Source organism: Pseudomonas hygromyciniae (assembly GCF_016925675.1).
In the GTDB taxonomy this organism is placed as follows: domain Bacteria; phylum Pseudomonadota; class Gammaproteobacteria; order Pseudomonadales; family Pseudomonadaceae; genus Aquipseudomonas; species Aquipseudomonas hygromyciniae.
On sequence record NZ_CP070506.1, the window covers coordinates 358,252 to 381,731 of the forward strand.

18 protein-coding genes are annotated in these 23,480 nt (G+C 60.8%); 11 read left to right on the top strand and 7 right to left on the bottom strand.

Going from position 1 to position 23,480, the window contains the following annotated elements; all coding sequences use genetic code 11:
* Nucleotides 1–132: 132 nt before the first annotated feature.
* Complete coding sequence (locus JTY93_RS01530; protein WP_029295910.1) at nucleotides 133–588, bottom strand: tRNA (cytidine(34)-2'-O)-methyltransferase; 456 nt, start codon at nucleotides 586–588, stop codon at nucleotides 133–135.
* Between JTY93_RS01530 and JTY93_RS01535 the strand changes: the two genes are divergently transcribed.
* Nucleotides 587–1,027, top strand: a complete 441-nt coding sequence (locus JTY93_RS01535; RefSeq protein WP_205477632.1) for a hypothetical protein — start codon at nucleotides 587–589, stop codon at nucleotides 1,025–1,027. The genes JTY93_RS01530 and JTY93_RS01535 overlap by 2 nt on opposite strands.
* Before the next feature lie 422 nt (nucleotides 1,028–1,449).
* Here the strand turns inward: JTY93_RS01535 and ntrC are convergent, their stop codons facing one another.
* From ntrC to glnA, 3 genes are all read right to left on the bottom strand, one after another.
* Nucleotides 1,450–2,886, bottom strand: coding sequence for a nitrogen regulation protein NR(I) (ntrC, locus tag JTY93_RS01540; RefSeq protein ID WP_205477633.1), 1,437 nt, complete (start codon nucleotides 2,884–2,886; stop codon nucleotides 1,450–1,452).
* Nucleotides 2,883–3,968 (bottom strand): nitrogen regulation protein NR(II), encoded by a 1,086-nt coding sequence (gene glnL / locus JTY93_RS01545; protein ID WP_205477634.1) that lies wholly within the window; start codon nucleotides 3,966–3,968, stop codon nucleotides 2,883–2,885. Before glnL ends, ntrC begins: the two co-directional genes overlap by 4 nt.
* A gap of 660 nt (nucleotides 3,969–4,628) precedes the next feature.
* Nucleotides 4,629–6,035 (bottom strand): glutamate--ammonia ligase, encoded by a 1,407-nt coding sequence (gene glnA / locus JTY93_RS01550; protein ID WP_057958042.1) that lies wholly within the window; start codon nucleotides 6,033–6,035, stop codon nucleotides 4,629–4,631.
* A gap of 333 nt (nucleotides 6,036–6,368) precedes the next feature.
* Here glnA and thiI point away from each other — a divergent pair, with 333 nt between their 5' ends.
* Nucleotides 6,369–7,823: a tRNA uracil 4-sulfurtransferase ThiI gene (gene thiI / locus JTY93_RS01555; RefSeq protein ID WP_205478921.1), complete on the top strand. Its 1,455-nt coding sequence runs from the start codon at nucleotides 6,369–6,371 to the stop codon at nucleotides 7,821–7,823.
* 139 nt (nucleotides 7,824–7,962) lie between these two features.
* Nucleotides 7,963–9,783: a translational GTPase TypA gene (typA, locus tag JTY93_RS01560; RefSeq protein ID WP_092232819.1), complete on the top strand. Its 1,821-nt coding sequence runs from the start codon at nucleotides 7,963–7,965 to the stop codon at nucleotides 9,781–9,783.
* 122 nt (nucleotides 9,784–9,905) lie between these two features.
* Here typA and JTY93_RS01565 read toward each other — a convergent pair whose 3' ends face one another.
* Nucleotides 9,906–10,340: a YkgJ family cysteine cluster protein gene (locus JTY93_RS01565; RefSeq protein WP_029295922.1), complete on the bottom strand. Its 435-nt coding sequence runs from the start codon at nucleotides 10,338–10,340 to the stop codon at nucleotides 9,906–9,908.
* Nucleotides 10,341–10,580: 240 nt separating this feature from the next.
* Between JTY93_RS01565 and JTY93_RS01570 the strand changes: the two genes are divergently transcribed.
* From JTY93_RS01570 to JTY93_RS01595, 6 genes are all read left to right on the top strand, one after another.
* Nucleotides 10,581–13,031, top strand: a complete 2,451-nt coding sequence (locus tag JTY93_RS01570) for a glycogen/starch/alpha-glucan phosphorylase (RefSeq protein ID WP_205478920.1) — start codon at nucleotides 10,581–10,583, stop codon at nucleotides 13,029–13,031.
* A gap of 216 nt (nucleotides 13,032–13,247) precedes the next feature.
* Nucleotides 13,248–16,337: a DUF2339 domain-containing protein gene (locus JTY93_RS01575; RefSeq protein WP_205478919.1), complete on the top strand. Its 3,090-nt coding sequence runs from the start codon at nucleotides 13,248–13,250 to the stop codon at nucleotides 16,335–16,337.
* Complete coding sequence (locus JTY93_RS01580) at nucleotides 16,337–17,674, top strand: DUF3999 domain-containing protein (protein WP_205478922.1); 1,338 nt, start codon at nucleotides 16,337–16,339, stop codon at nucleotides 17,672–17,674. The genes JTY93_RS01575 and JTY93_RS01580 overlap by 1 nt, the downstream gene beginning before the upstream one ends.
* Nucleotides 17,675–17,787: 113 nt before the next feature.
* On the top strand, nucleotides 17,788–18,798 hold the full coding sequence (locus tag JTY93_RS01585) for a class 1 fructose-bisphosphatase (RefSeq protein ID WP_029295932.1): 1,011 nt from the start codon (nucleotides 17,788–17,790) through the stop codon (nucleotides 18,796–18,798).
* A gap of 245 nt (nucleotides 18,799–19,043) precedes the next feature.
* Entirely contained in the window at nucleotides 19,044–19,298 is a 255-nt protein-coding gene (locus JTY93_RS01590) for a hypothetical protein (RefSeq protein WP_029295934.1), read from the top strand.
* A 30-nt stretch (nucleotides 19,299–19,328) separates the two neighbouring features.
* Entirely contained in the window at nucleotides 19,329–19,898 is a 570-nt protein-coding gene (locus JTY93_RS01595) for a lipocalin family protein (RefSeq protein ID WP_029295936.1), read from the top strand.
* A gap of 50 nt (nucleotides 19,899–19,948) precedes the next feature.
* Here the strand turns inward: JTY93_RS01595 and JTY93_RS01600 are convergent, their stop codons facing one another.
* Both JTY93_RS01600 and JTY93_RS01605 read right to left on the bottom strand, forming a co-directional pair.
* Nucleotides 19,949–20,257, bottom strand: coding sequence for a DUF6124 family protein (locus tag JTY93_RS01600; RefSeq protein WP_205478918.1), 309 nt, complete (start codon nucleotides 20,255–20,257; stop codon nucleotides 19,949–19,951).
* A gap of 331 nt (nucleotides 20,258–20,588) precedes the next feature.
* Nucleotides 20,589–21,953 carry a formimidoylglutamate deiminase gene (locus JTY93_RS01605; protein ID WP_205478917.1) on the bottom strand — a complete coding sequence of 455 codons (1,365 nt, stop codon included), beginning with the start codon at nucleotides 21,951–21,953 and terminating at the stop codon, nucleotides 20,589–20,591.
* Between the two features lie 78 nt (nucleotides 21,954–22,031).
* On the opposite strand from JTY93_RS01605, the gene hutC reads away from it, so the two are divergent.
* The gene (gene hutC / locus JTY93_RS01610; RefSeq protein WP_169991959.1) at nucleotides 22,032–22,811 is read left to right on the top strand and encodes a histidine utilization transcriptional repressor HutC; all 780 of its coding nucleotides are present in this window, start codon (nucleotides 22,032–22,034) and stop codon (nucleotides 22,809–22,811) included.
* Nucleotides 22,808–23,368, top strand: coding sequence for a HutD/Ves family protein (locus JTY93_RS01615; protein ID WP_205478916.1), 561 nt, complete (start codon nucleotides 22,808–22,810; stop codon nucleotides 23,366–23,368). Before hutC ends, JTY93_RS01615 begins: the two co-directional genes overlap by 4 nt.
* Nucleotides 23,369–23,480 lie beyond the last annotated feature (112 nt).

A 23,480-nucleotide genomic window follows, 5' to 3' on the forward strand; every position in this document is an offset into this window, starting at 1 on the left:
TTTATGCACGGCTAACGCCTGTAGGAGCGAGCTTGCTCGCGAAAAGCGTCAACCATGACGCAGCGCTATCAGGTAGCCCACGTTGCCTGTTGGTTTTTCGCGAGCAAGCTCGCTGCTACAGGGACAAGGGGGTTATTTGAACCCGAGCTGGCGCCAGCCTTCGTAGACCGCGACGGCCACGGTGTTGGACAGGTTCAGGCTGCGGCAGCCTTCACGCATCGGCAAACGCAAGCGCTGGCCATCGGGCAGGGCGTCGAGTACGTCTGCCGGCAGGCCACGGCTCTCAGGGCCGAACAAGAAGGCGTCCCCCTCGGCGAAGCTGGCATCATGAAACGGCCGCGAGCCCTTGGTGGTGAACGCAAACAGGCGCGGGTGGCCAAGGCTCTCCAGGCAACTGGCGAGGTCGGCGTGACGCTGCAGGGTGGCGTATTCGTGATAGTCCAGGCCGGCGCGGCGCAGGCGCTTGTCGTCCATCTCGAAGCCCAGCGGCTCGATCAAATGCAGGTGGCAGCCACTGTTGGCGCACAGCCTGATAACGTTGCCGGTGTTCGGCGGAATTTCTGGTTGAAAAAGGATGACGTGAAACATGCACGGCTCCGAAGATAAAGATGCAGCGCATTCTACCCCTGAAGACGACCCCAGGCCGCAGCTATTGCCCAGAGTCCTGGGTTCGCTGGCGATTGTCGGCCTGATGGTGGGCTTGATGATCGGTCGCCTGACCACCCCGGACCCGACTGCCCTGCTGCAGGTCGAGCCGGCCGCCGATGGCCTGGTGGTGTGGTTCAACAACGAACCGAAGTTGCACGGCGAGCATATCGACGGCACCGTGGCGCTGCTGTTTGACGCCCAGGGCCATGCGCAGGCGGGGCAATTGAAGGTCAATGACAAGGATGTGAATTGGCGGGTGCGCAAGACCGATGGTGGCTTGCTGTTGAACCTGGTGGCGGCACGGCCGCTGCGCGGGGAATGGTCGGGCAAGGCGGTCGATGACCGCTGGCGACTGGAGATCCATCTCCTGGAGCAATAAAAGAGGGAGTTCCCGGCCTGCCTGTACCAGGGCTCCCAAAACGGTTTGAAGCTCGAATTAAAGAGGGGATTCTCGGCCTGCCTGTACCAAGGTCCCCGAAACTGGGTAGTACCAGGGGTATTGCAGGGGGCGTGCCAGAATGGCGAGAGGGCCTAAGAAAATTCTTTTATAAAGAGCAAAGCCCCGGGTTGCGGGGCTTTGGTGTTTTCAGGGTTCAGCGTTTATCTAATTTAAGCGTTGAGTTTGTGCGCGATGCCGGTTCATGGTGCGTTGAAGCGGTGCACACCAAACAAATGTGGGAGCTGGCTTGCCTGCGATAGCCTCACCTCGGTCTCACTGAAAAACCGAGGTGAGGCTATCGCAGGCAAGCCAGCTCCCACACAAGCCTACAGGGGGATCTTCAGTGGCATGGAGGGCTGTGCTCAGCCCTCTTCACCCTCCTCATCATCCCCGCCATCGACCTTCATCCCCAATTCCTTGATCTTGCGGGTCAAGGTGTTACGACCCCAGCCCAGCAGCACGGCGGCGTCACGCCGGCGGCCAGCGGTGTGCTTGAGGGCCGTCTCGATCATGATCCGCTCGAAGGTCGGCACGGCGCTGTCCAGCAGGCTCGACTGGCCACGGGCCAAAGCCTGGTCGGCCCATTGGCGCAGGGCTTGTTCCCAGTTGGTCACGGGGGCCGAATCCTGCGGCAGGCTCAACAGCTCGGGCGGCAGATCGCTGATATGCACTTCGCGCCCGGACGCCATCACCGTGATCCAGCGGCAGGTATTCTCCAACTGGCGCACGTTGCCCGGCCACGGCAGGTTCTTCAGGTATTCCTCGGTTTCCGTCTTCAGCAGCTTGGGCTCTACCGCCAGCTCCTGGGCGGCGCGGCTGAGGAAGTGGCGGGCCAGGGTCGGGATGTCTTCGCGGCGGTCCGACATCCGTGGAATATGGATGCGGATCACGTTGAGGCGGTGGAACAAGTCCTCACGAAACTTCCCGGCGTGGACCAGGGTTTCCAGGTTCTGGTGGGTCGCGGCGATGATCCGCACATCGACCTTGACCGGCGTATGGCCGCCGACACGGTAGAACTCACCGTCGGCCAGCACCCGCAACAGCCGGGTCTGGGTGTCGGCCGGCATATCGCCGATTTCATCGAGAAACAGCGTGCCGCCGTCCGCCTGTTCAAAACGTCCGCGCCGCAGGTTGGCCGCGCCGGTAAACGCCCCTTTTTCATGGCCGAACAGCTCGGACTCCATCAAGTCCTTGGGGATCGCCGCCATGTTCAGCGCGATGAACGGCGAGGCCGCCCGTGGGCTGTGGCGGTGCAGGGCATGGGCAACCAGCTCTTTACCGGTGCCGGACTCACCGTTGATCAGCACGGTGATGTTGGAGTGGCTCAGGCGCCCGATGGCGCGAAACACTTCCTGCATCGCCGGTGCTTCACCGATGATTTCCGGGGTGCGCGTCAGGGTCGGTACCACGGCCTGGCCTTGCTGTTCCTGGGCGTGCTGGTTGGCGCGCTTGACCAGCGCCACCGCTTCATCGACGTCGAACGGCTTGGGCAGGTACTCGAAGGCGCCACCCTGATAGGACGCGACAGCGCTGTCCAGGTCCGAGTGCGCGGTCATGATGATCACCGGCAAGCGCGGATGCTGCTCGCGGATCCGCGCCAGCAAGTCCAGGCCACTGGCGCCGGGCATGCGGATATCGGAGATGATCACATCGGGCTGCTGACGCGCCAGGCGGCTCATCACCCCATCGGCGCTGTCGAAGCTCTGGGTGGTCATGCCTTCCTGCTGCAAGGCTTTCTCCAGGACCCAGCGGATGGAACGGTCGTCATCGACGATCCAGACAGTTTCACTACGGCTCATGTCGATGGGGCTCCTTGTTCCAGTGGCAGAAAGATCGAAAAGGTCGTGTGGCCGGGATGGCTTTCACATTCGATCAGGCCCTGGTGCTGGCTGATGATGTTCTGGGTAATGGCCAGGCCCAGCCCGGTACCGTCCGGGCGGCCGCTGACCATCGGGAAGAAAATGGTTTCCTGCAGTTCGGCCGGGATTCCCGGGCCGTTGTCGATGATCTCGACCTTGGTCACCAGGCGATGGCGTACATGGCCAATGGTGAACTGGCGCAAGGCGCGGGTGCGCAGGCTGATGCGCCCCAGGCGCAACTCGTTCTGGCTGCTGATGGCCTGCATGGCGTTGCGCACGATATTGAGCACCGCCTGAATCATCTGCTCGCGGTCGATCAATACGTCGGGAATGCTCGGGTCATAGTCGCGCACCAGTGTGATGCAGCCCTGGCTTTCGGCCTCCACCAACTGGCAGACGCGCTCCAGCACTTCATGCACATTGGTCATCGCCAGCGACGGCAGCTTGTTGGAGCCGAGCATGCGGTCCACCAGGTTGCGCAGGCGGTCGGCTTCCTCGATGATGACGTTGGTGTAGTCCTTGAGGTTCTCATTCGGCAGCTCGCGGGCCAACAACTGTGCGGCGCCGCGAATCCCGCCCAGGGGGTTCTTGATTTCATGGGCCAGGCCGCGTACCAGCATCTTGCTGGTTTCCTGCTTGGACAACTGCGCCTCTTCCTTGGTGATGCGCAGCAGGCGATCGCGGGGATGCACCTCTAGCAGCAGCAGGGTGGCGCCGTGGCTCAGGATCGGTGTTACCGCGTAGTCGACGGTCAGGGTCTGCCCGGTGAGGGCGGTGAGCATCGCTTCGCGCTTGGTGAACGGGTGGGCCTGCTCCACGGCCTGGCGCAAGGAACTCAAGGCCTCGGCGGACTCGGTGAACAGCTCGCTGATAAATTGCCCATGGCTGCGCTGGCCGCTGATGGCCAGGAGCATCTCCGCCGCGGGGTTCATGTACTCAAGGCGCAGTTCGGCATTGAGCAGGATGGTCGCGGTGGTCAGGTTGTCGAGTAGCAAGCGGTGCAGTGCGTCGCTGATGGTCATTAGGACCTCTTTTGGAGCAAGGCGTGGGCTTGAGGCTCACGCTGATACCAGGAAAATGCAAAAACCAAACCAAGGCTCCGAAAAGAAGCGTAAAAGCCCTGAAATGGGGGCTTGGGGCACGAAACTATGGCGCTCTGCCAGCTCACTCGGGACATTTCGACCCAAAATGGGTTGGTCGGTGGGCAGGGGTGCAACCTATCGCACCAATATAGTGCGAATCCCGGCATTCTGTTCAGCGATCAACTATTTCCTGAAAGCACCCAATCAAACTGTAGGAGCTGGCTTGCCTGTGATAGCCATCGGTATCTACACAACTTTCAGAAACTGACGCCCCCCGTGGCGAGCGGGCTTGTCGGAACGCCGCATCGCCCGCGCTGGGCTGCGAAGCAGCCCCAATAAGCCCGCCGCGTTTCTTCAGGTAAACCGCAACGGCAGGGTTTAGGGCTGCTTCGCAGCCCAGCGCGGGCGATGCGGCGTTCCGACAAGCCCGCTCGCCACAGGGAGGATCGTCAGCTTCTGAAAGTTGTGTAGATATCGCAGGCAAGCCAGCTCCCACAGTTTTGATGGGGTTTGCAAAGGTCGATAGTCATTGTTTCAGGCAAAAAAAAGACCTCCCGAAGGAGGCCTTTTTGTCACGCCGCGTTGAGCAGCGCTACCGGATCAGCAGCTGTAGTACAGCTCGTATTCCAGTGGGTGTACGAAGGTGCGGACCTTGATTTCTTCTTCGCTTTTCAGGGCAATGTAGGCATCGATAAAGTCGTCGCTGAACACGCCGCCTTTGGTCAGGAACGCACGGCCCTTGTCCAGCTCTTCCAGGGCTTCTTTCAGGCTGCCGCACACTTGTGGGATCTCTTTGGCCTCTTCAGGCGGCAGGTCGTACAAGTTTTTGTCGGCGGCGTCGCCTGGGTGGATCTTGTTCTGGATGCCGTCCAGGCCAGCCATCAGCAGTGCAGCAAAGCCCAGGTACGGGTTGGCTGCTGGATCCGGGAAGCGTGCTTCGATACGGCGAGCGCGAGGGCTGGACACGTAAGGAATACGGATCGAAGCGGAACGGTTACGTGCCGAGTAGGCCAGCATCACTGGGGCTTCGAAACCTGGGACCAGACGCTTGTAGGAGTTGGTCGACGGGTTGGTGAAGCCGTTCAGGGCCTTACCGTGCTTGATGATGCCGCCGATGAAGTACAGGGCGGTGTCGGACAGGCCGGCATAACCTTCGCCAGCGAAAGTGTTCTTGCCATCTTTGGCGATGGACAGGTGAACGTGCATACCCGAACCGTTATCGCCGTACAGTGGCTTAGGCATGAAGGTAGCGGTACGGCCGTAAGCAACGGCAGTGTTGTGTACGCAGTACTTCAGGGTCTGTACTTCGTCAGCCTTGGCCACCAGGGTGTTGAACTTCACACCGATTTCGTTCTGGCCGGCAGTGGCCACTTCGTGGTGGTGCACTTCGATGACCAGGCCCATGTCTTCCATGGCGTTGCACATGGAGGTACGGATTTCGTGGTCGTGGTCGAACGGCGGAACTGGGAAGTAACCACCTTTGATGCCTGGACGGTGGCCATGGTTGCCGCCTTCCACGTCCTGGTCGGACATCCACGAACCTTGTTCGGAGTAGATCTTGAACATGGAGCCGGAGATGTCGGACTTGAACTTCACTTGGTCAAAGATGAAGAACTCAGGCTCCGGGCCCACGAATACGGTGTCACCGATACCGGTGGACTTCAGGTATTCCTCGGCACGCTTGGCGATCGCACGTGGGTCACGGTCGTAGCCCTGCATGGTCGAAGGCTCGATCACGTCGCAGACGATGATCAGGGTTGGCTCTTCGGTGAACGGGTCGAGTACGGCGGTGGAGTCGTCCGGCATCAGGATCATGTCGGAGGCTTCGATGCCTTTCCAGCCAGCGATGGAGGAACCGTCGAACATTTTGCCTTCTTCGAAGAAGGCGTCATCCAGCGCGTCGCGAGCCGGCATGGTCACGTGGTGCTGAGTGCCTTTGGTGTCCGTGAAGCGCAGATCAATCCATTTAACGTCATGATCTTTGATGAGTTGAACCGACTTCGACATAGTGTCCTCCGGGTGGCTTCGGGCTTGGGTAGTGGAGTAGCCCTTAGAATGTGGGTGATGCCGGCGCGGATAGTCCGCCATGGCAACCTGCCTCACAAGAGAGCAAATTGCATGCCAGTGCCCCGACATGGGTTTTTTGCCTCAAAATGGCCCCTATAAAGGTGCAAATCGTCAAAATGGCAAAATTCGCGCACTGCAATGTAGCGTAATCGCCCGCAAATGCACCTATTTGGTGCGGAGCGTGCCGTTTGTATATTAACTGGTCAAACCTTGAGCGATTTCCGCTATAATCCGCGCCCCCCTTTTTCGGCTGGCCCTGCGCGCGCTGTTTCCATGAAATTAATCGTTAAAGTCTTCCCCGAGATCACCATCAAGAGCCGACCGGTACGGATGCGTTTCATCCGTCAATTGGCCAAGAATATCCGCGCCGTGCTCCGTGACCTGGACCCGGCCGTGGTGGTGAACGGTGTGTGGGACAATCTCGAGCTGGAAACCCGCATCAGCGACCCTAAAGCCTTGAAAGATATGACCGAGCGCCTGAGCTGCATGCCGGGCATCGCGCATTTCCTGCAGGTCGACGAGTACCCGCTGGGCGACTTCGACGACATCACGCAAAAATGCAAACTGCACTTTGGCACCAGCCTTGAAGGCAAGATTTTTTCGGTGCGCTGCAAGCGTGCGGGCAAGCACCCGTTCAGCTCCATGGACGTCGAGAAATACGTCGGCAGCAAGCTGCGCCGCGAGTGTGGGGCCGCTGGAATCTCGCTTAAAGAGCCGCAAATCGAAGTGCGCATCGAAATTCGCGACCAACGGTTGTTTGTGATCCACAGCCAGCACAACAGCATCGGTGGCTACCCGCTAGGTGCGCTGGAGCAGACCCTGGTGCTGATGTCCGGCGGTTTCGACTCTACCGTGGCGGCCTACCAGATCATGCGCCGGGGCCTGATGAGCCACTTCTGCTTCTTTAACCTGGGCGGACGTGCGCACGAATTGGGCGTGATGGAAGTCGCGCACTACATCTGGAAGAAGTACGGCAGCTCCCAGCGCGTGCTGTTTGTCAGCGTACCGTTCGAGGAAGTCCTGGGAGAAATTCTCGGAAAAGTCGATAACGGTCATATGGGCGTCGTATTGAAGCGTATGATGTTGCGCGCAGCGTCGAAAATCGCCGACCGCCTGCAAATCGAAGCGCTGGTGACCGGCGAGGCGATTTCCCAGGTCTCCAGCCAGACCCTGCCGAACCTGTCCGTGATCGACTGCGTGACCGACAAGCTGGTATTGCGCCCGCTGATCGCCAGCCACAAGCAAGACATCATCGACCTGGCCAACGAAATCGGCACCGCTGATTTCGCCAAGCACATGCCAGAGTACTGCGGGGTCATCTCGGTGAACCCCAAGACCCATGCCAAGCGCTATCGCGTGGAGCATGAAGAGAAAGAATTCGACATGGCGATTCTGGAGCGAGCGCTCGAGAACGCCAAACTGGTGCCGATCGATCGAGTCATCGACGAATTGGGCCAGGACGTACAGATCGAAGAAGTCAGCGAAGCCCTGACCGGTCAGATTGTCATCGACATCCGTCACCCGGATGCCGCTGAAGACGAGCCGCTGGAAATCGCTGGCATCGACGTGCAAACGCTGCCGTTCTATGCACTGAACGCGCGTTTCAAGGAACTGGATAACAGCCGTCAGTACCTGCTGTATTGCGACAAAGGCGTGATGAGTCGCCTGCATGCCCACCATTTGCTCAGTGAGGGATATGCCAATGTGCGCGTTTATCGACCGAGCTAAGAGCCCGGGGCTGTTTGCCTGTGGCCTGCGTCACCGGCCCCCCGACTCTGCCGTCAAGCTGTAACGGCAAGGCCTGACTCTACTGTTAATCGCTGCCACGACCTGTCAGCACACCGAATCCTCTGATCGAGATACACAAGTGATCGAAAATCTACGTAACATCGCCATCATTGCCCACGTTGACCATGGTAAAACCACCCTGGTAGACAAACTCCTGCGTCAATCCGGCACCCTGGAGCGCAACGAGCTCAACGACGAGCGCGTGATGGACTCCAACGACCAGGAAAAAGAGCGCGGTATTACCATCCTGGCAAAAAACACTGCCATCAACTGGAACGGCTACCACATCAACATCGTGGACACCCCGGGCCACGCCGACTTCGGCGGCGAAGTAGAACGTGTAATGTCGATGGTTGACTCCGTTCTGCTGCTGGTTGATGCCCAAGACGGCCCTATGCCGCAAACCCGTTTCGTGACCAAGAAGGCTTTTGAAGCCGGCCTGCGTCCAATCGTGGTGATCAACAAGGTTGACCGTCCAGGCGCGCGTCCGGACTGGGTTCTGGACCAGATCTTCGACCTGTTCGACAACCTGGGTGCCACCGAAGAACAGCTGGACTTCAAAGTCGTCTACGCCTCGGCCCTGAACGGCATTGCCGGTCTGGAACACACCGACATGGCTGAAGACATGACCCCGCTGTACCAGTCGATCGTCGACAACGTACCTGCGCCGAAAGTCGACCGTGACGGTCCGTTCCAGATGCAAATCTCGGCACTGGACTACAACAGCTTCCTGGGTGTTATCGGCGTTGGCCGTATCGCTCGTGGCCGCGTCAAGCCGAACACTCCAGTCGTGGCTATCGATGCCACCGGCAAGAAGCGTAACGGTCGTATCCTGAAGCTGATGGGTCACCACGGTCTGCACCGTATTGACGTTGAAGAAGCTGCTGCAGGCGACATCGTGTGCATCAGCGGTATGGACTCGCTGTTCATCTCCGACACCCTGTGCCACCCGGACATGGTTGAAGCAATGGTGCCGTTGACCGTTGACGAGCCAACCGTTTCCATGACCTTCCAGGTAAACGACTCGCCTTTCTGCGGTAAAGAAGGCAAGTTCGTGACTTCCCGTAACATCAAGGAACGTCTGGACAAAGAGCTGCTGTACAACGTTGCACTGCGCGTTGAAGAAGGCGACTCGGCTGACAAGTTCAAGGTTTCCGGCCGTGGTGAGCTGCACCTCTCGGTACTGATCGAAACCATGCGTCGCGAAGGCTTCGAAATGGGCGTTGGCCGTCCGGAAGTGATCATCCGTACCGTTGACGGCGTGAAGCAGGAACCGTTCGAAAACGTCACCATCGACACCCCTGAAGAATCCCAGGGCAAGGTCATGGAAGAGATGGGCCTGCGTAAGGGCGACCTGACCAACATGGTGCCGGATGGCAAAGGCCGTGTACGTCTGGAATACAACATCCCTGCTCGTGGTTTGATCGGTTTCCGTAACCAGTTCCTGACCCTGACCAACGGTGCTGGCATCCTGACCTCGATCTTCGATCGCTACGACACCATGAAGTCCGGCGACATGTCCGGCCGTCAGAACGGTGTTCTGGTATCGGTAGAAACCGGCAAGGCACTGACCTACTCCCTGGAAACCCTCCAGGCGCGTGGCAAGCTGTTCGTTGAACACGGCCAAGAGATCTACAACGGCCAGATCGTTGGTCTGAACAGCCGTGACAACGACATGGGCGTCAACCCAACCAAAGGCAAGAAGCTCGACAACATGCGTGCTTCGGGTAAAGACGAAACCATCGCCCTGGTTCCACCTGTTCGCTTCACCCTGGAACAGGCTCTGGAATTCATCCAGGACGACGAGCTGTGCGAAGTGACGCCGAAGTCCATCCGTCTTCGTAAGAAGATCCTGGACGAAGGCGAGCGTACCCGCGCTGCCAAAAAGGCCAAGAACTGATACTTAGTTCTGGCTGAATAAAAAACGCCCCCGGTCGAAAGGCCGGGGGCGTTTTTTTATGCCTGTAGATTTTGTGGTGGTTTGCCTGCGATGGGGCTCTCAAGAGCCCTGCAAAATCCGGATCAGAACTTGTCGAGGGTCTTGAACTTGGTCTCGCGCACCACTTCCTTGGGCTTGTACGCGCAATAACCCGGCCGTGGCCCGATCTTCGGGTGATTGCGGCAGGTATCCGGGCGCTTGTCATAAATAGTGCAGAAGCGCGTCTTACGATCCAGGTACAGGCAATCGTTGTTGCTCATGCGCTGCAGGGTAAAGATTTCGGACTTGGAGTTGAAACGCTCGACGATGCCTTCCTTCTGCAAGCGCTTGGCGATGTTCTTCGGCGGGTCGCCACGCTCGAATTCGTCGACGATGCCAATGCGGATCAAATCCTTGATCTTCACCTCAACCGGCAGGGTGCAGCAGTTGGACGTGCAGCCGCCGCACATGTGGCTGGAGTATTTCTGCCACGTTTCGAGACGGTCGAGTTCCGCGGCGGCGATCAGTTGAGGCTTCATCAGGTTTCCAAGAGGGGCTTTGTCCGGGCGCGCGATCATACCGGGATTGGTGGTTTTTTGAACAATATTTTGCGGGTTTCGGCTCAAAGGCAGCTGCGCGGCGTAAACGGGCACGGCCCCTGCATCTAAAACCTACATGCGTGAATGAGTGAAAAAACTGCCGAACCGTCAGCCATGCCATAGGTCAGACCGTCTAGGCTCTAGGATTTCCCTTCTTCTATCTCGCCCGAGGTCGCACCGATGTCTCAGGAACCGCTTGTACGAGAAGCAGAGGTAGCCGCGTTTCGCGATGCTGTCTTGACCAAACTCACTTATGCGGTGGGCAAGGATCCCGATCACGCCTTTGACCATGACTGGTTCGAAGCCATTGCCCTGGCGGCGCGCGACCATATGGTCGACCACTGGATGGACCACACCCGGCGGATCTACCGGCGTGGGCAGAAGCGGGTGTATTACCTGTCCCTGGAATTTTTGATCGGTCGTTTGCTGTTTGACAGCCTGAGCAACCTCGGCCTGCTGGAGGTGGCGCGCGAAGCCCTCGGCGAGTTGGGTGTGGATCTGGAGCGCATTCGCCTGCTGGAGCCCGATGCGGCCCTGGGCAACGGTGGCCTGGGGCGCCTGGCCGCGTGCTTTATGGAAAGCATGTCGACCCTGGGCATTGCCGGCCATGGCTATGGCATTCGTTACGAACACGGGCTGTTTCGCCAAGCGATTGTCGATGGCTGGCAGCAGGAGCAGACCGAACGCTGGCTGGACTTCGGCAACCCCTGGGAGTTCGAGCGCGCCGAGGTGATCTACCCGATCGGCTTTGGCGGCAGCGTCGAGACCGTGCTGGATGCGTCCGGCAAGTCAATCCAGGTCTGGTCGCCCAACGAGACCGTGCGCGCCGTGGCCTACGACACCCCGGTGGTCGGCTGGCGTGGCGCCAGTGTGAACACCTTGCGCCTGTGGCGTGCGCGGGCCGTCGAAGACCTGCATCTGGAGCGCTTCAACGCCGGTGACCATTTGGGCGCCGTCGCCGAAGTGGCCCGTGCCGAAAGCATCTCAAGGGTGCTTTACCCGGCCGACAGCACCGAAGCGGGGCAGGAATTGCGCCTGCGCCAGGAATACTTCTTCGTCTCGGCCTCCTTGCAAGACTTGTTGCGCCGCCACAAAAACATGCACGGTTCGGTCTTGAGCCTGGGCGAGCACGCGGCCATCCAGCTCAATGACACCCACCCGTCGATCGCCGTGGCCGAGTTGATGCGCCAGTTGGTCGACCTGCACGATATTGCCTGGGATGCGGCCTGGCAGGTCACGGTCGAAACGCTGTCCTACACCAACCACACCTTGCTCCCCGAAGCCCTGGAAACCTGGCCGGTGGGCCTGATGGAACGCATGCTGCCCCGGCACATGCAGATCATTTACCTGATCAACGCCCAGCACATTGATTCGCTGCGGGCCAAGGGCATTCACGACTTCGACGTACTGCGCGCGGTCTCGCTGATCGAAGAAGACAACGGTCGCCGCGTGCGCATGGGCAACCTGGCGTTCCTGGGCTCCCACAGCGTCAACGGCGTGTCCGGGCTGCACACGCAGTTGATGCGCAGCACGGTGTTTTCCGAACTGCACAAGCTCTACCCCGAGCGTATCAACAACAAGACCAACGGCATTACCTTCCGCCGCTGGCTGTTCCAGGCCAACCCCAAGCTCACCGCGATGCTGGTGGAGGCCTTGGGGCCGGACATTCTCGACAATATGGAACAGCGCCTGGTGGAGCTGGAAACCTTTGCCGAGAAAGACGCCTTTCGCAAAGCCTTCGCCGAGCAGCGCCTGCACAGCAAGCGCGTGCTGGCCGATATCATCCATGAGCGCCTGGGGATCGCGGTCAACCCGGCGGCGATGTTCGATGTGCAGGTCAAACGCATCCACGAATACAAGCGCCAATTGCTGAACCTGCTGCACACAGTCGCCCTGTACCAGGCCATTCGTGCCGAGCCGGAGGTGGATTGGGTACCACGGGTGAAGATCTTCGCCGGCAAGGCGGCGGCCAGCTACCACCAGGCCAAGCTGATCATCAAGCTGACCAACGACATCGCCCGTACGGTGAATAACGACCCAACCGTGCGCGGCTTGCTCAAGGTCGTGTTCCTGCCCAACTACAACGTCAGCCTGGCGGAAAACATCATCCCGGCGGCGGACCTGTCGGAGCAGATTTCCACCGCCGGGTTCGAGGCCTCGGGCACCAGCAACATGAAGTTCGGCCTCAATGGCGCGCTGACCATCGGCACTATGGATGGCGCCAATGTGGAGATGCATGAGCGTATCGGCGGCGAGCACATGTTTATTTTCGGCCTCAGCGCCGAGCAGGTGGAGGCGCGTAAACAGGCGGGTGAGTTCAATGCCGGCCCTGATATCGCCGCATCCCACCGCTTGAACGACGTGTTGCAGGCGATTCGTGGCGGGGTGTTCTCGCCGGACGATCCGGGGCGCTATGTAGGGTTGATCGACTCGTTGATCGCCTATGACCGGTTCCTGGTGTGCGCCGATTTTGATGCCTACTGGGACGCCCAGGCGCGGGTCGAAGCCCATTGGCACGACTCCAAGGAGTGGTGGCGTTCGGCGGTGCTCAATACCGCGCGCACGGGCTGGTTCTCGTCCGACCGAACCATCCGCGAATATGCCACCGAGATCTGGAAAGCCTTGGACTAGACCCCGCGAAATCCCGTGTAGGAACGGGCTTGTGTAGGAGCTGGCTTGCCTGCGATACAGGCGCCTTGGTGTATCAGTGACACCGAGGGGATGCTATCGCAGGCAAGCCTGCTCCCACACAAGCCAGCTCCCACACGAGCCACCTCCCACATTGGGTTTGTGTCGATATACTGAGCGTCGGTTACGCCCGCTTCGGGCTGCTTAGGGATCTCGACCATGCAATGGATGTTCATGCTCATTGGCCTGGTGCTCGGCTGGGCGCTCGACGAGTCGTTCAGCGATGCGGGCTTCGGCGCGCTCCTGGGTTTGGGGATTGGCCAGGCCATTCGTCTGTCGAACCTTAGCAGCGCCTTGAAGGCTGTGGAGCAACGCCTGGCGATGCTGGAAAAGCCGCCGCATGTCGAGCCGCCCATGGTCGAACCCGCGCCCGCCCCAGAGCTGGTCTGGGAACTGCCCGCCGAACTGCAACCCACCTCTGCTGCCGAACCTGGCCAGCCGCTGCCGGACGACCTGTGGAAACCGGCCGCTGCTGCACGCGAAGCTGAACCCCAGATCCCCCGTGGCCCCAACCTGATCGAACGGGCCATCCAGGGTGCGCGCAACTGGCTGCTGGGTGGCAACACCGTGCTGCGGGTCGGCGTGGTGCTGCTGTTCCTTGGCCTGGCATTTTTGCTGCGCTATGCCACCGAAGGCATGGTGGTGCCCATCGAGTTGCGCTACGCCGGTGTCGCCGCCTGCGCCCTGGGCTTGCTCGGCCTGGGTTGGTGGCTGCGCCTGCGTCGGGGTAATTACGCGCTGATCTTGCAAGGCGCGGGCATCGCCGTGCTGTACCTGACGGTGTTCGCCGCCATGCGTCTGCACCCGTTGCTCGATCCGGGTGCGGCGCTGGGCCTGCTGGTGGCGGTGACAGTGTTCTCGGCGATCCTCGCAATTACCCAGGACGCGATCGGCCTGGCCTGTGCCGCCGCCCTCGGCGGTTTTGCCGCGCCGATCCTGGCGTCCACCGGCGAGGGCAACCATGTGGCGTTGTTCAGCTACTTCGCCCTGCTTAACGCCGGCATCTTCGCCATCGCCTGGTTCAAGGCCTGGCGCTTGCTCAATGTGATTGGCTTTACCGGCACCTTCGGTATCGGCTTCGCCTGGGGCATTGGTTCCTACACACCGGAACTGCTGTGGAGTACCGAGCCGTTCCTGATCCTGTTTTTCCTGATGTACCTGGCCATCGGCCTGTTGTTTGCGCGGCGCAAACTCCTGGAAATGCCCGATGCCCCGGCCGATGGCAGCCGTGGCGCGCTGCTGCGCTGGTCGGCGGCCAAGGGTGATTATGTCGATGGCGGCCTGCTGTTCGGCCCACCGCTTGTGGCGTTTGGCTTGCAGTTCACCCTGGTGCAACACCTGGAGTTCGCACCGGCATTCAGCGCGTTGGCGTTGGGCATCATCTATATGCTCCTGGCACGTGTGCTCAGTGGCGGGCGCACCGTATTGCTGGCCGAAACCTGCCTGGCCCTGGGCGTGATCTTCGCCAGTCTGGCGATCCCCCTGGGCCTGGATGCACGCTGGACCGCCGCGGCGTGGGCGGTGGAGGGCGCGGGGATCTTCTGGCTGGGGTTGCGTCAGCAGCGCTTGCTGGCGCGCGGGTTTGGCCTGCTGCTGCAACTGGGTTCGGCACTGGCGTTTCTCAGTGAGTTGCAGGCGGGCGAACACACGCTGCTTGAGGGGGCACCGTTGGGCGCGTTGCTGCTTGGCGTGGCGTTGCTGTTTAGCTTCTGGCAACTGCGCAAGGCGGGCGATGAGCAGGTGTCTGCCTGGGAGCGCCACGGTTTGCCGGTGTTGGCCGGCTTGGGGCTGGGCTGCTTGTATTTGCTGGCACCGTTGCTGTTGTCGATCAACGGTACGGCGATCAGTTGGGCGCTGGCGGGCGCGGTGACACTGTTTGCCGGCCTGCGTATCGCTTCGCGCACCTTCCTGTTCGCGGGGCTTGCTGTGCAAGTGCTGGGCGGCACATTGCTGTTGTGGTGGGCGCCGTGGATCGACGAAGAGTGGCCTGCGTTCCGGCATCTAGGATTCTGGGCGCCGATGCTTGTAGGGCTGGCAGCATTCGTGGGCGCCTGGCGTTTGCGGGGCGTAGGTCAATCGTCGGTGTTTGACGGGCTTAAGTTGCCGCGTATCGCGGATGGGCTGTTGGCCTGGGGCGTAATCTGGTGGGCGGCAGCGCTGAACAGCGAAGTGCTGCGCTTTACGCCTCCTGAACTGCAAGCCACGTTCCTGCTGGCGGCCGCGGCGGCCAGTGTGGCGCTCTGGACTGTGTTGGCCGTGCGTCTGCGCTGGGCGTCGCTGGGCGCCATGAGCCTGTTGCTGATGCCGGCAGCGGCGATGGTGCTGCTGGTTTCGGCGCATCGCTATTATCACCCGGCGGCCGAATTTGGCTGGCTGGCCTGGAGCTGCGTGTTCGCCGTACATTTCATCTCGTTGCGCCTGTTGAGTCTGGTGGCGCCGGCCAAGGCTTTGAGCATCGCCCATGTACTGGGCTGCTGGATGCTGATCGGCATGCTGGCCCTGGAATTGCGCTACGGCTTGCTGGTGCTTTCGGTGCAATACAACGCCTGGCGCTGGCTGGGCTGGGCGATTTTCCCCAGCCTGTACCTGATAGCCATCGCTGCGCCGCGCCAATGGCCGTGGCCGGTATCTGCTTATCCGCGCGAATACCGCCTGCTGGCCGGGCTGCCGTTGGCGGCGCTGATGCTGGTGTGGTTCTGGCTGGCCAATATCTTCAGCGACGGTACTGCCAAACCGTTGCCCTATGTACCGTTGCTCAATCCCTTGGACCTTGGCCTGCTGTTCGCGCTGCTGGGCGTGTACCTGTGGGCACGCAGCGCGGCGCCGCAACTGGGCGGCCGCACCCCATGGATTGCCCAGGGCGTTGCCGGGGTTTCGCTGTTCGCTTTCTTCACCGCATTGGTGATGCGTGCGGCGCACCATTGGGGCGGCGTGCCGTTTCATCTGGATGCCTTGCTCGACTCAATGCTGGTGCAGGCCGGACTGTCGATTGTCTGGACCCTGATTGCCCTGGGCCTGATGATCGGTGGTCATCTGCGCAATCGTCGGGAAGTGTGGCTGGTCGGCGCGGTGCTGATTGGCGTAGTGGTCGCCAAGTTGTTCCTCGTCGAGCTGAGCAACCGTGGCGGGCTGGAGCGGATCGTGTCGTTTATCGGCGTGGGCGGGCTGTTGCTGGTGGTGGGCTATTTTGCCCCGCTGCCGCCCAAACGCATCGAACCCGAAGTTCAAACCCAAGGAGCTTCCTCTTGATCGGCAAACTGAGTATTGCCCTAGTGGGCCTGTGCACCGCGCTATCGGCGTGGGCCGCAGAAGCCCCCGCCGACTTCAGCGCCCAAGTGCCGCTGGCGATCAGCGGCGAAGGCCCGTGGTATCGCCTGGAGTTGCCGCTGGCGGTGCAACTGAGCGCCCGCCAGGCCGATCTCAGTGACCTGCGGGTGTTCAACGCCGCTGGCGAGCCTCAGGCGTATGCGTTGGTGCGTCAGTCGGCCGAAAGCGCAAAAAATGTGGCCCGGCTCAAGGGCTTCCCGCTGTATGCCGCCGACACCACCAGTGACAGCGTGGCCAGCGTGCGCGTGCAATCCAGCGCCACGGGGACCCTGGTGCAGGTGCAGCCGTCCAGCGAGGCACTGTCCGGCGTGCAGGTGCGACGCGGCTGGTTGCTTGATGCCAGTGCAATCAAGGCGCCGTTGCAAAAATTGATCCTCGACTGGCCCGCCGAGCACGACGGTTTCCAGCGTTTCAGCATCGAAGCCAGTGACGATTTGCTGCACTGGCGCTCCTGGGGCGAAGGGCAGGTGGCACGCCTGGCGTTTGCCGACGATCGGGTTGAGCTGCGTGAAGTGGCCTTGCCAGGGCAGCCGGCGCGTTACCTGCGCCTGTTATGGCAAGGCCAGGCCGCGCCGGAGTTGACCTCCATTGAAGTGCAGAGCACCAGCAGCCTGCCGTTGCCCCTGGTGTGGTCCGAGCCCTTGGCCGGCAGCACCCTTGAATCGGGGCAGTACAGCTGGCAATTGCCTGGGGCTTTAAGCATTGAGCGGGTGCGCGTTGAGCTGCGTCAGCCCAACAGCCTGGCGCCGGTAGGTCTGCAAGGGCGCCAGGACAGCAAGCAGGCATGGCAGCCGTTGAGCCGTGGCTTGCTCTACCGGTTGACGCAAAACGGGCAAGAAATCACCCAGGATCAATTGCAGTTGCCGGGTTACCCGGTCCGGCAACTCAAGCTGGACGTAGACGAGCGGGGCGGGGGCCTGGGCGCGCAGGCGCCGGGGTTGAGTTTTGCCGTGCGGGCCACGCAAGTGGTGTTCCTGGCGCGGGGCGAACCGCCGTTTACCCTGGCGCTGGGCAACCCGTCGGCCAAGGCCGCGAACCTACCGTTGACGACCCTGATTCCCGGTTATCAACCGCAGCGCCTCGCGGCGTTGGGCCAGGCCAGGGTCGATGGCGAGTGGCACGCCAACCCAGTGGCTGCGCCAAATGTCGCAGGTATCCGTTGGCAGACAATCGGCCTGTGGGCCGTATTGCTGTTGGGTGTAGCGGCACTCGGGGCGATGGCCTACAGCCTGTTGCGCAAGCCGCCGGCCAAGCCCTGAGCCGGGGCCTACATGAACTCTGTCAGGGTTATCTCGTCTGATAGGAGGAAATGCGCCCCGACTCGCGCTAAACTGCGCGGGTTTTTAGCCCCCCCCATTCTCCGGAGCCGTCCATGTCCCGCGTTACCCTGAGTCGCTATTTGATTGAGCAGACCCGCAGCAACAACACCCCTGCCGATCTGCGCTTCCTGATCGAAGTGGTGGCGCGTGCTTGCAAGGAAATCAGCCACGCCGTGTCCAAGGGCGCGCTGGGCGGTGTCCTGGGCAGCATGGGCACTGAAAACGTGCAAGGCGAAGTGCAGAAGAAACTCGACGTGATTTCCAACGAAATCCTGCTCGAAGCCAACGAATGGGGCGGTCACCTGGCCGGCATGGCGTCCGAAGAAATGGACAATGCCTACCAGATCCCGGGCAAATACCCCAAAGGCGCGTACCTGCTGGTATTCGACCCGCTGGACGGCTCGTCGAACATCGACATCAACGCGCCAGTCGGCACCATCTTCTCGGTACTGCGCTGCCCGAACGAATACCTGAGCCAGAACGAAGCCCTGAACGAAAAGGCCTTCCTGCAGCCAGGCACCGAGCAGGTCGCCGCCGGTTATGCGATCTACGGCCCGCAGACCATGCTGGTGCTGACCCTGGGCGATGGCGTCAAGGGCTTTACCCTGGACCGTGAAATGGGCAGCTTCGTGCTGACCCACGAAGACATCTCCATTCCTGCCTCGACCCAGGAATTTGCGATCAACATGTCCAACCAGCGCCACTGGGAAGAACCGGTCAAGCGCTACGTCAACGAGTTGATGGAAGGCGAAGAAGGCCCGTTGAAGAAAAACTTCAACATGCGTTGGGTCGCCGCGATGGTTGCCGACGTACACCGCATCCTGACCCGTGGCGGCCTGTTCATGTACCCACGCGACAGCCGCGAGCCGTCCAAACCGGGCAAACTGCGCCTGATGTACGAAGCCAACCCGATGTCGTTCCTGGTTGAGCAAGCGGGCGGTGCGTCGACAGACGGTCACCAGCGTATCCTCGACATCCAGCCTGAAGGCCTGCACCAGCGTGTGGCGGTGTTCCTGGGTTCCAAGGAAGAAGTGGCACGCGTGACCGGTTACCACAAAGGCTAATGCAACCCCCTGTGGCGAGGGGGCTTGTCCCTCGCTGGGCTGCGAAGCAGCCCCCAAACCAACCCACTCGGTTTACCTGAAAGTACTCTGTGGCTTTATTGGGCTGCTTCGCACCCCAGCGGGGGACAAGCCCCCTAGCCACAGGGGGCTTTTTTTGTTTTTGCCTTCCGGGAACCAGACCCCCCTTTTCCCTTCTAAGCTTCTGGCAGACCCCCACTGCTGCGTGTCCCTCCAGGAGCTCTACCATGTCGTTACGCCGTCTCGCACTCTTGTGCTTTTGCGTCCTATTGGCCGCTTGCAGCAAGGTCACCCAGGAAAACTACCAAAAGCTCTCGGCTGGCATGGCCAAGGCTGAAGTGGAGTCGTTGCTGGGTAAGCCCACCGATTGTTCCGGCGCGCTGGGCATGTCCAGTTGCACCTGGGGCGATAAAACCAGCTTTATCAGCGTGCAGTACGCCGGTGACAAAGTTCTGATGTTTTCCGGGCAAGGCCTGAAGTAAACCGGGGCGCAAGCCTGCGGGAGAAGAAGAATGATGCGTTTCGTTTTATACCTTTGCGCCAGCCTGTTTTTGGCAGGCTGCGCCAGCCATTCTGGCGATGATCTGCAACCCAAGACCGTCGGCAGCGTCAACCTCAAACGTTACCAGGGCACCTGGTACGAATTGGCCCGCCTGCCCATGTACTTCCAGCGTAACTGCGCGCAGTCCGAGGCCCGTTACTCCCTGCTGCCCGATGGCGACATGTCAGTGTTCAACCGCTGCCTGACCACCGAGTGGAAGTGGGAAGAAGCCAAGGGCACGGCCACGCCGCAAGTACCGGGCAAGACCGACAAGTTGTGGGTCGAATTCAATAACTGGTTCACCGCGCTGTTGCCGGGCGTTGCCAAGGGCGATTACTGGGTGTTGTACGTCAGCGACGACTACAAGACCGCCATCGTCGGCAGCCCGAGCCGGCGCTATATGTGGCTGTTGTCACGCACGCCGACCGTCAGCGCCGACACCCGCGAAGACCTGCTGAGCAGGGCGCGGCAGCAGGGTTACGACACCACACGGTTGATCTGGCGTACGTCGGATAAGCAGATGAGCAAGACGTCGCAGTAATGCGAAATAGAAAGGGCGGGTTTTTTAATAAACCCGCCCTTTTTTTGCCCTCAGGTTTTTGCTGTGGTGGGACGCAGGCATTCAATGGATCGATCAACGGTGGTCTTGGCGATCTCCAGTAAATGCCATACCGCCAGCACTTTGGCCCGTTCGGAGCTGTGCAGCAGCTCTCCACAATCGAGCGCAGTCGCCGAAGCGCTATCCAGCAGGCTGGCGGTGAAGAGCAGGGCATCTTCGAAGCTCAAGTCGGAGTGAGTGCTTTGAGCATCTGGGGTGGGCAGGTAATGGTCGATGGCGCGATTGAACGCGGCGCGGTCTTTGGCAGGATCACGGGGTGGGTCGGGGACAACTTTATGCATGGCGAAGCTCCTTGTGAGAATCGGAGCCGGCCCGTCGCGACTAAACGAAGGGTGGCGGCTGTACGCAGGTTAGTCGACCGGCCACAAGGAAATCCGGCGCACCCGAGGGTGCCCTGCGCACAGCCACCATAAAACTTCATGGGACCATGCACCTTGTGATGTACCGGGCGACTAAACCCGATCACTGATGGGCAGTGACGGATCGCAGGCTAGCCATCGATTCCAACAGGCACAAGGCGGCCGGGATTGTCTCGGAAATGTCCTGCGATTTAAAGGGACGCACCTTGCTGGCCCTTTACAAACCATGACCAAACGCCAGCCCCAACCACTGTTAGGACAGTAGGTCTCTAAGAACCTGCGTGAAGGCCCGGCTGCTTTCTTCCTCGCCCGCATGCCGCCCATCGCGCACCACCCACTGGCCATTGACCAGTACATCACGCACTTGCCGATCACCCCCGGCGAACAGCCAGCGGTTGAGAATCCCGTCTTCACTGGCCGTCGCCAGGTACGGATCGTTGCCGTCCAGCACCAGCCAGTCGGCGCGCTTGCCCACTTCCAGGCGGCCAATCGGCTGGCCCAGGGCCTGGGCGCCGCCGTCGAGGGCGGCGTCAAACAGGGTGCGGCCGACCATCGGTTGATCGCTGCGGTACAGCCGGTTACGCCGCTGGTCGCGCAGGCGCTGGCCGTATTCCAGCCAACGCAGTTCCTCGACCACGCTCAATGACACATGGCTGTCTGAGCCAATCCCCATGCGCCCGCCCTGGGCCAGGAAGTCCACCGCCGGGAAGATCCCGTCGCCCAGGTTGGCTTCAGTGGTCAGGCACAACCCGGCAATCGCTCGGCTCTGGGCCATCAGCGTCACTTCTTCAGGGTTGGCGTGGGTGGCGTGCACCAGGCACCAACGCTGGTCCACTTCGACATTGTCATACAGCCATTGCAGCGGGCGCTTGCCGCTCCATGCCAGGCAGTCATCGACTTCCTTTTGCTGTTCGGCGATGTGGATATGCACCGGGCAGGCCTGGTCGCTGGCGGCCAGGACTGCGCTGATCTGTTGTGGCGTTACCGCGCGCAATGAGTGGAAACACAGGCCCAGTTGCTGCGCCGGTTGCGCGGCCACTATCGGTTGCAAACGCGCTTGCAGGTCCAGGTAGTTTTCGGTGCTGTTGATAAACCGGCGCTGGCCTTCGTTCGGCGTCTGGCCTCCAAAGCCCGAGTGGCTGTACAACACCGGCAGCAACGTCAGGCCGATCCCGCTGCTGGCCGCCGCCAGGCTGATCTGGCGCGACAGTTCGGTGGGGTCGGCGTACGGCTGGCCGCTGACATCGTGGTGTACATAGTGAAACTCGGCGACCGAGGTGTAGCCGGCCTTGAGCATTTCGATATACAGCTGGCGGGCGATGATTTGCAGTTGCTCGGGGCTGATCTGGCCGACCATGCGGTACATCAGGTCGCGCCAGGTCCAAAAGCTGTCATTGGGATTGCCGGCAACCTCTGCCAGCCCCGCCATGGCCCGTTGAAACGCGTGGGAATGCAGGTTCGGCATGCCCGGTAACAGGGGCCCTCTCAACCGCTCGGCGCCGTCTGCGCTGGCATTGGCCGTTACGTTGGTCAGCAGGCCATCGGCGCTGACTTCAAGACGTACATCAGTGGCCCATCCACTAGGCAGCAGCGCGCGTTCGGCAAAGAAAGCGGACATGATCAAGGCACCCCGGTCGTGTGTTTATTTGTATATACATATACAGACGTTTGCCTGCTCGGTAAACTCCGGCAATCTATGCATCTTTTCCCCCTGCAAGGATTCCCCGTGCCGACTCCGCCCGCCAAGTCCCCGCTGGCTGCCCACATGGACGAAAGTCCGGCGCCCTTGTATGCCCGCGTCAAGCAGATGATCAGCCAGCAGATTCTCAACGGCAACTGGCCGCCGCACTATCGCGTGCCTTCTGAAAGCGAGTTGGTCAACCAACTGGGCTTTAGCCGCATGACCATCAACCGGGCGCTGCGGGAACTGACCGCCGAAGGTTTGCTGGTGCGCATGCAAGGTGTTGGCACCTTTGTCGCCGAGCCCAAGAGCCAGTCGGCGCTGTTCGAGGTGCATAACATCGCCGATGAAATTGGCTCCCGGGGTCATCGCCACACCTGCAAGGTCATTACCCTGGGCGAAGAGGCCGCCGGTTCCGAGCGTGCCGTGGCCCTGGAAATGCGTGAAGGCGGGCGGGTGTTCCACTCGCTGATCGTGCACTACGAAAATGATATCCCGGTGCAAATCGAAGACCGCTTCGTCAACGCCTTGGTGGCACCGGAATACCTGCAACAGGATTTCACCCAGCAAACCCCCTACGCCTATCTCAACCAGGTCGCACCGTTGACCGAGGGTGAGCATGTGGTGGAAGCGATCCTGGCCGACCCGCAGGAATGCAAGCTGTTGCAGATCGAGGCCGGCGAGCCGTGCCTGTTGATTCGCCGGCGCACTTGGTCCGGGCGCCAGCCGGTGACTGCTGCGCGTCTGATCCACCCTGGTTCCCGGCATAGCCTCGAAGGACGTTTCAGCAAATGAATGCAGTAAAGGTCTGGCGCGCTGGCGATTACGTGCGTATGCCGTGGAAGAACGGCGGCGGCAGCACCGAAGAAATCACCCGTGACGCCGGCCATGGTCTCGACGGTTTTGGCTGGCGCCTGTCGATTGCCGATATCGGCGAGTCGGGCGGGTTTTCCACGTTTGCCGGGTATCAGCGGATCATCACCGTGATCCAGGGGGCGGGCATGGTGCTGACGGTGGATGGCGAGGAGCAGCGCGGATTGTTGCCGTTGCAACCGTTTGCCTTCAGCGGTGAAAGCCAAGTGGCGTGCCGCCTGATCACCGGGCCGATCCGCGATTTCAACCTGATCTATTCGCCCCAGCGTTACCACGCACGTTTGCAGTGGGTGGACGGGGTGCAGCAGTTTTTCAGTACCGCGCATACCGTACTGGTGTTCAGTGTGGCGGATGAGGTGAAGGTGCTGGGCCAAGTGCTGGGGCATCATGATTGTCTGCAGGTGGACGGTAACACTGGGTTGCTGGATATCAGCGTGACAGGCCGCTGCTGCCTTATCGAACTGACTGCACGCAATTAAAAATGTGGGAGCGGGCTTGCTCGCGAATGCGGTGTGTCAGCTAACGCTTGCGGCGGCTGATACACCGCATTCGCGAGCAAGCCCGCTCCCACATTTGGATCTTCATAGGCTG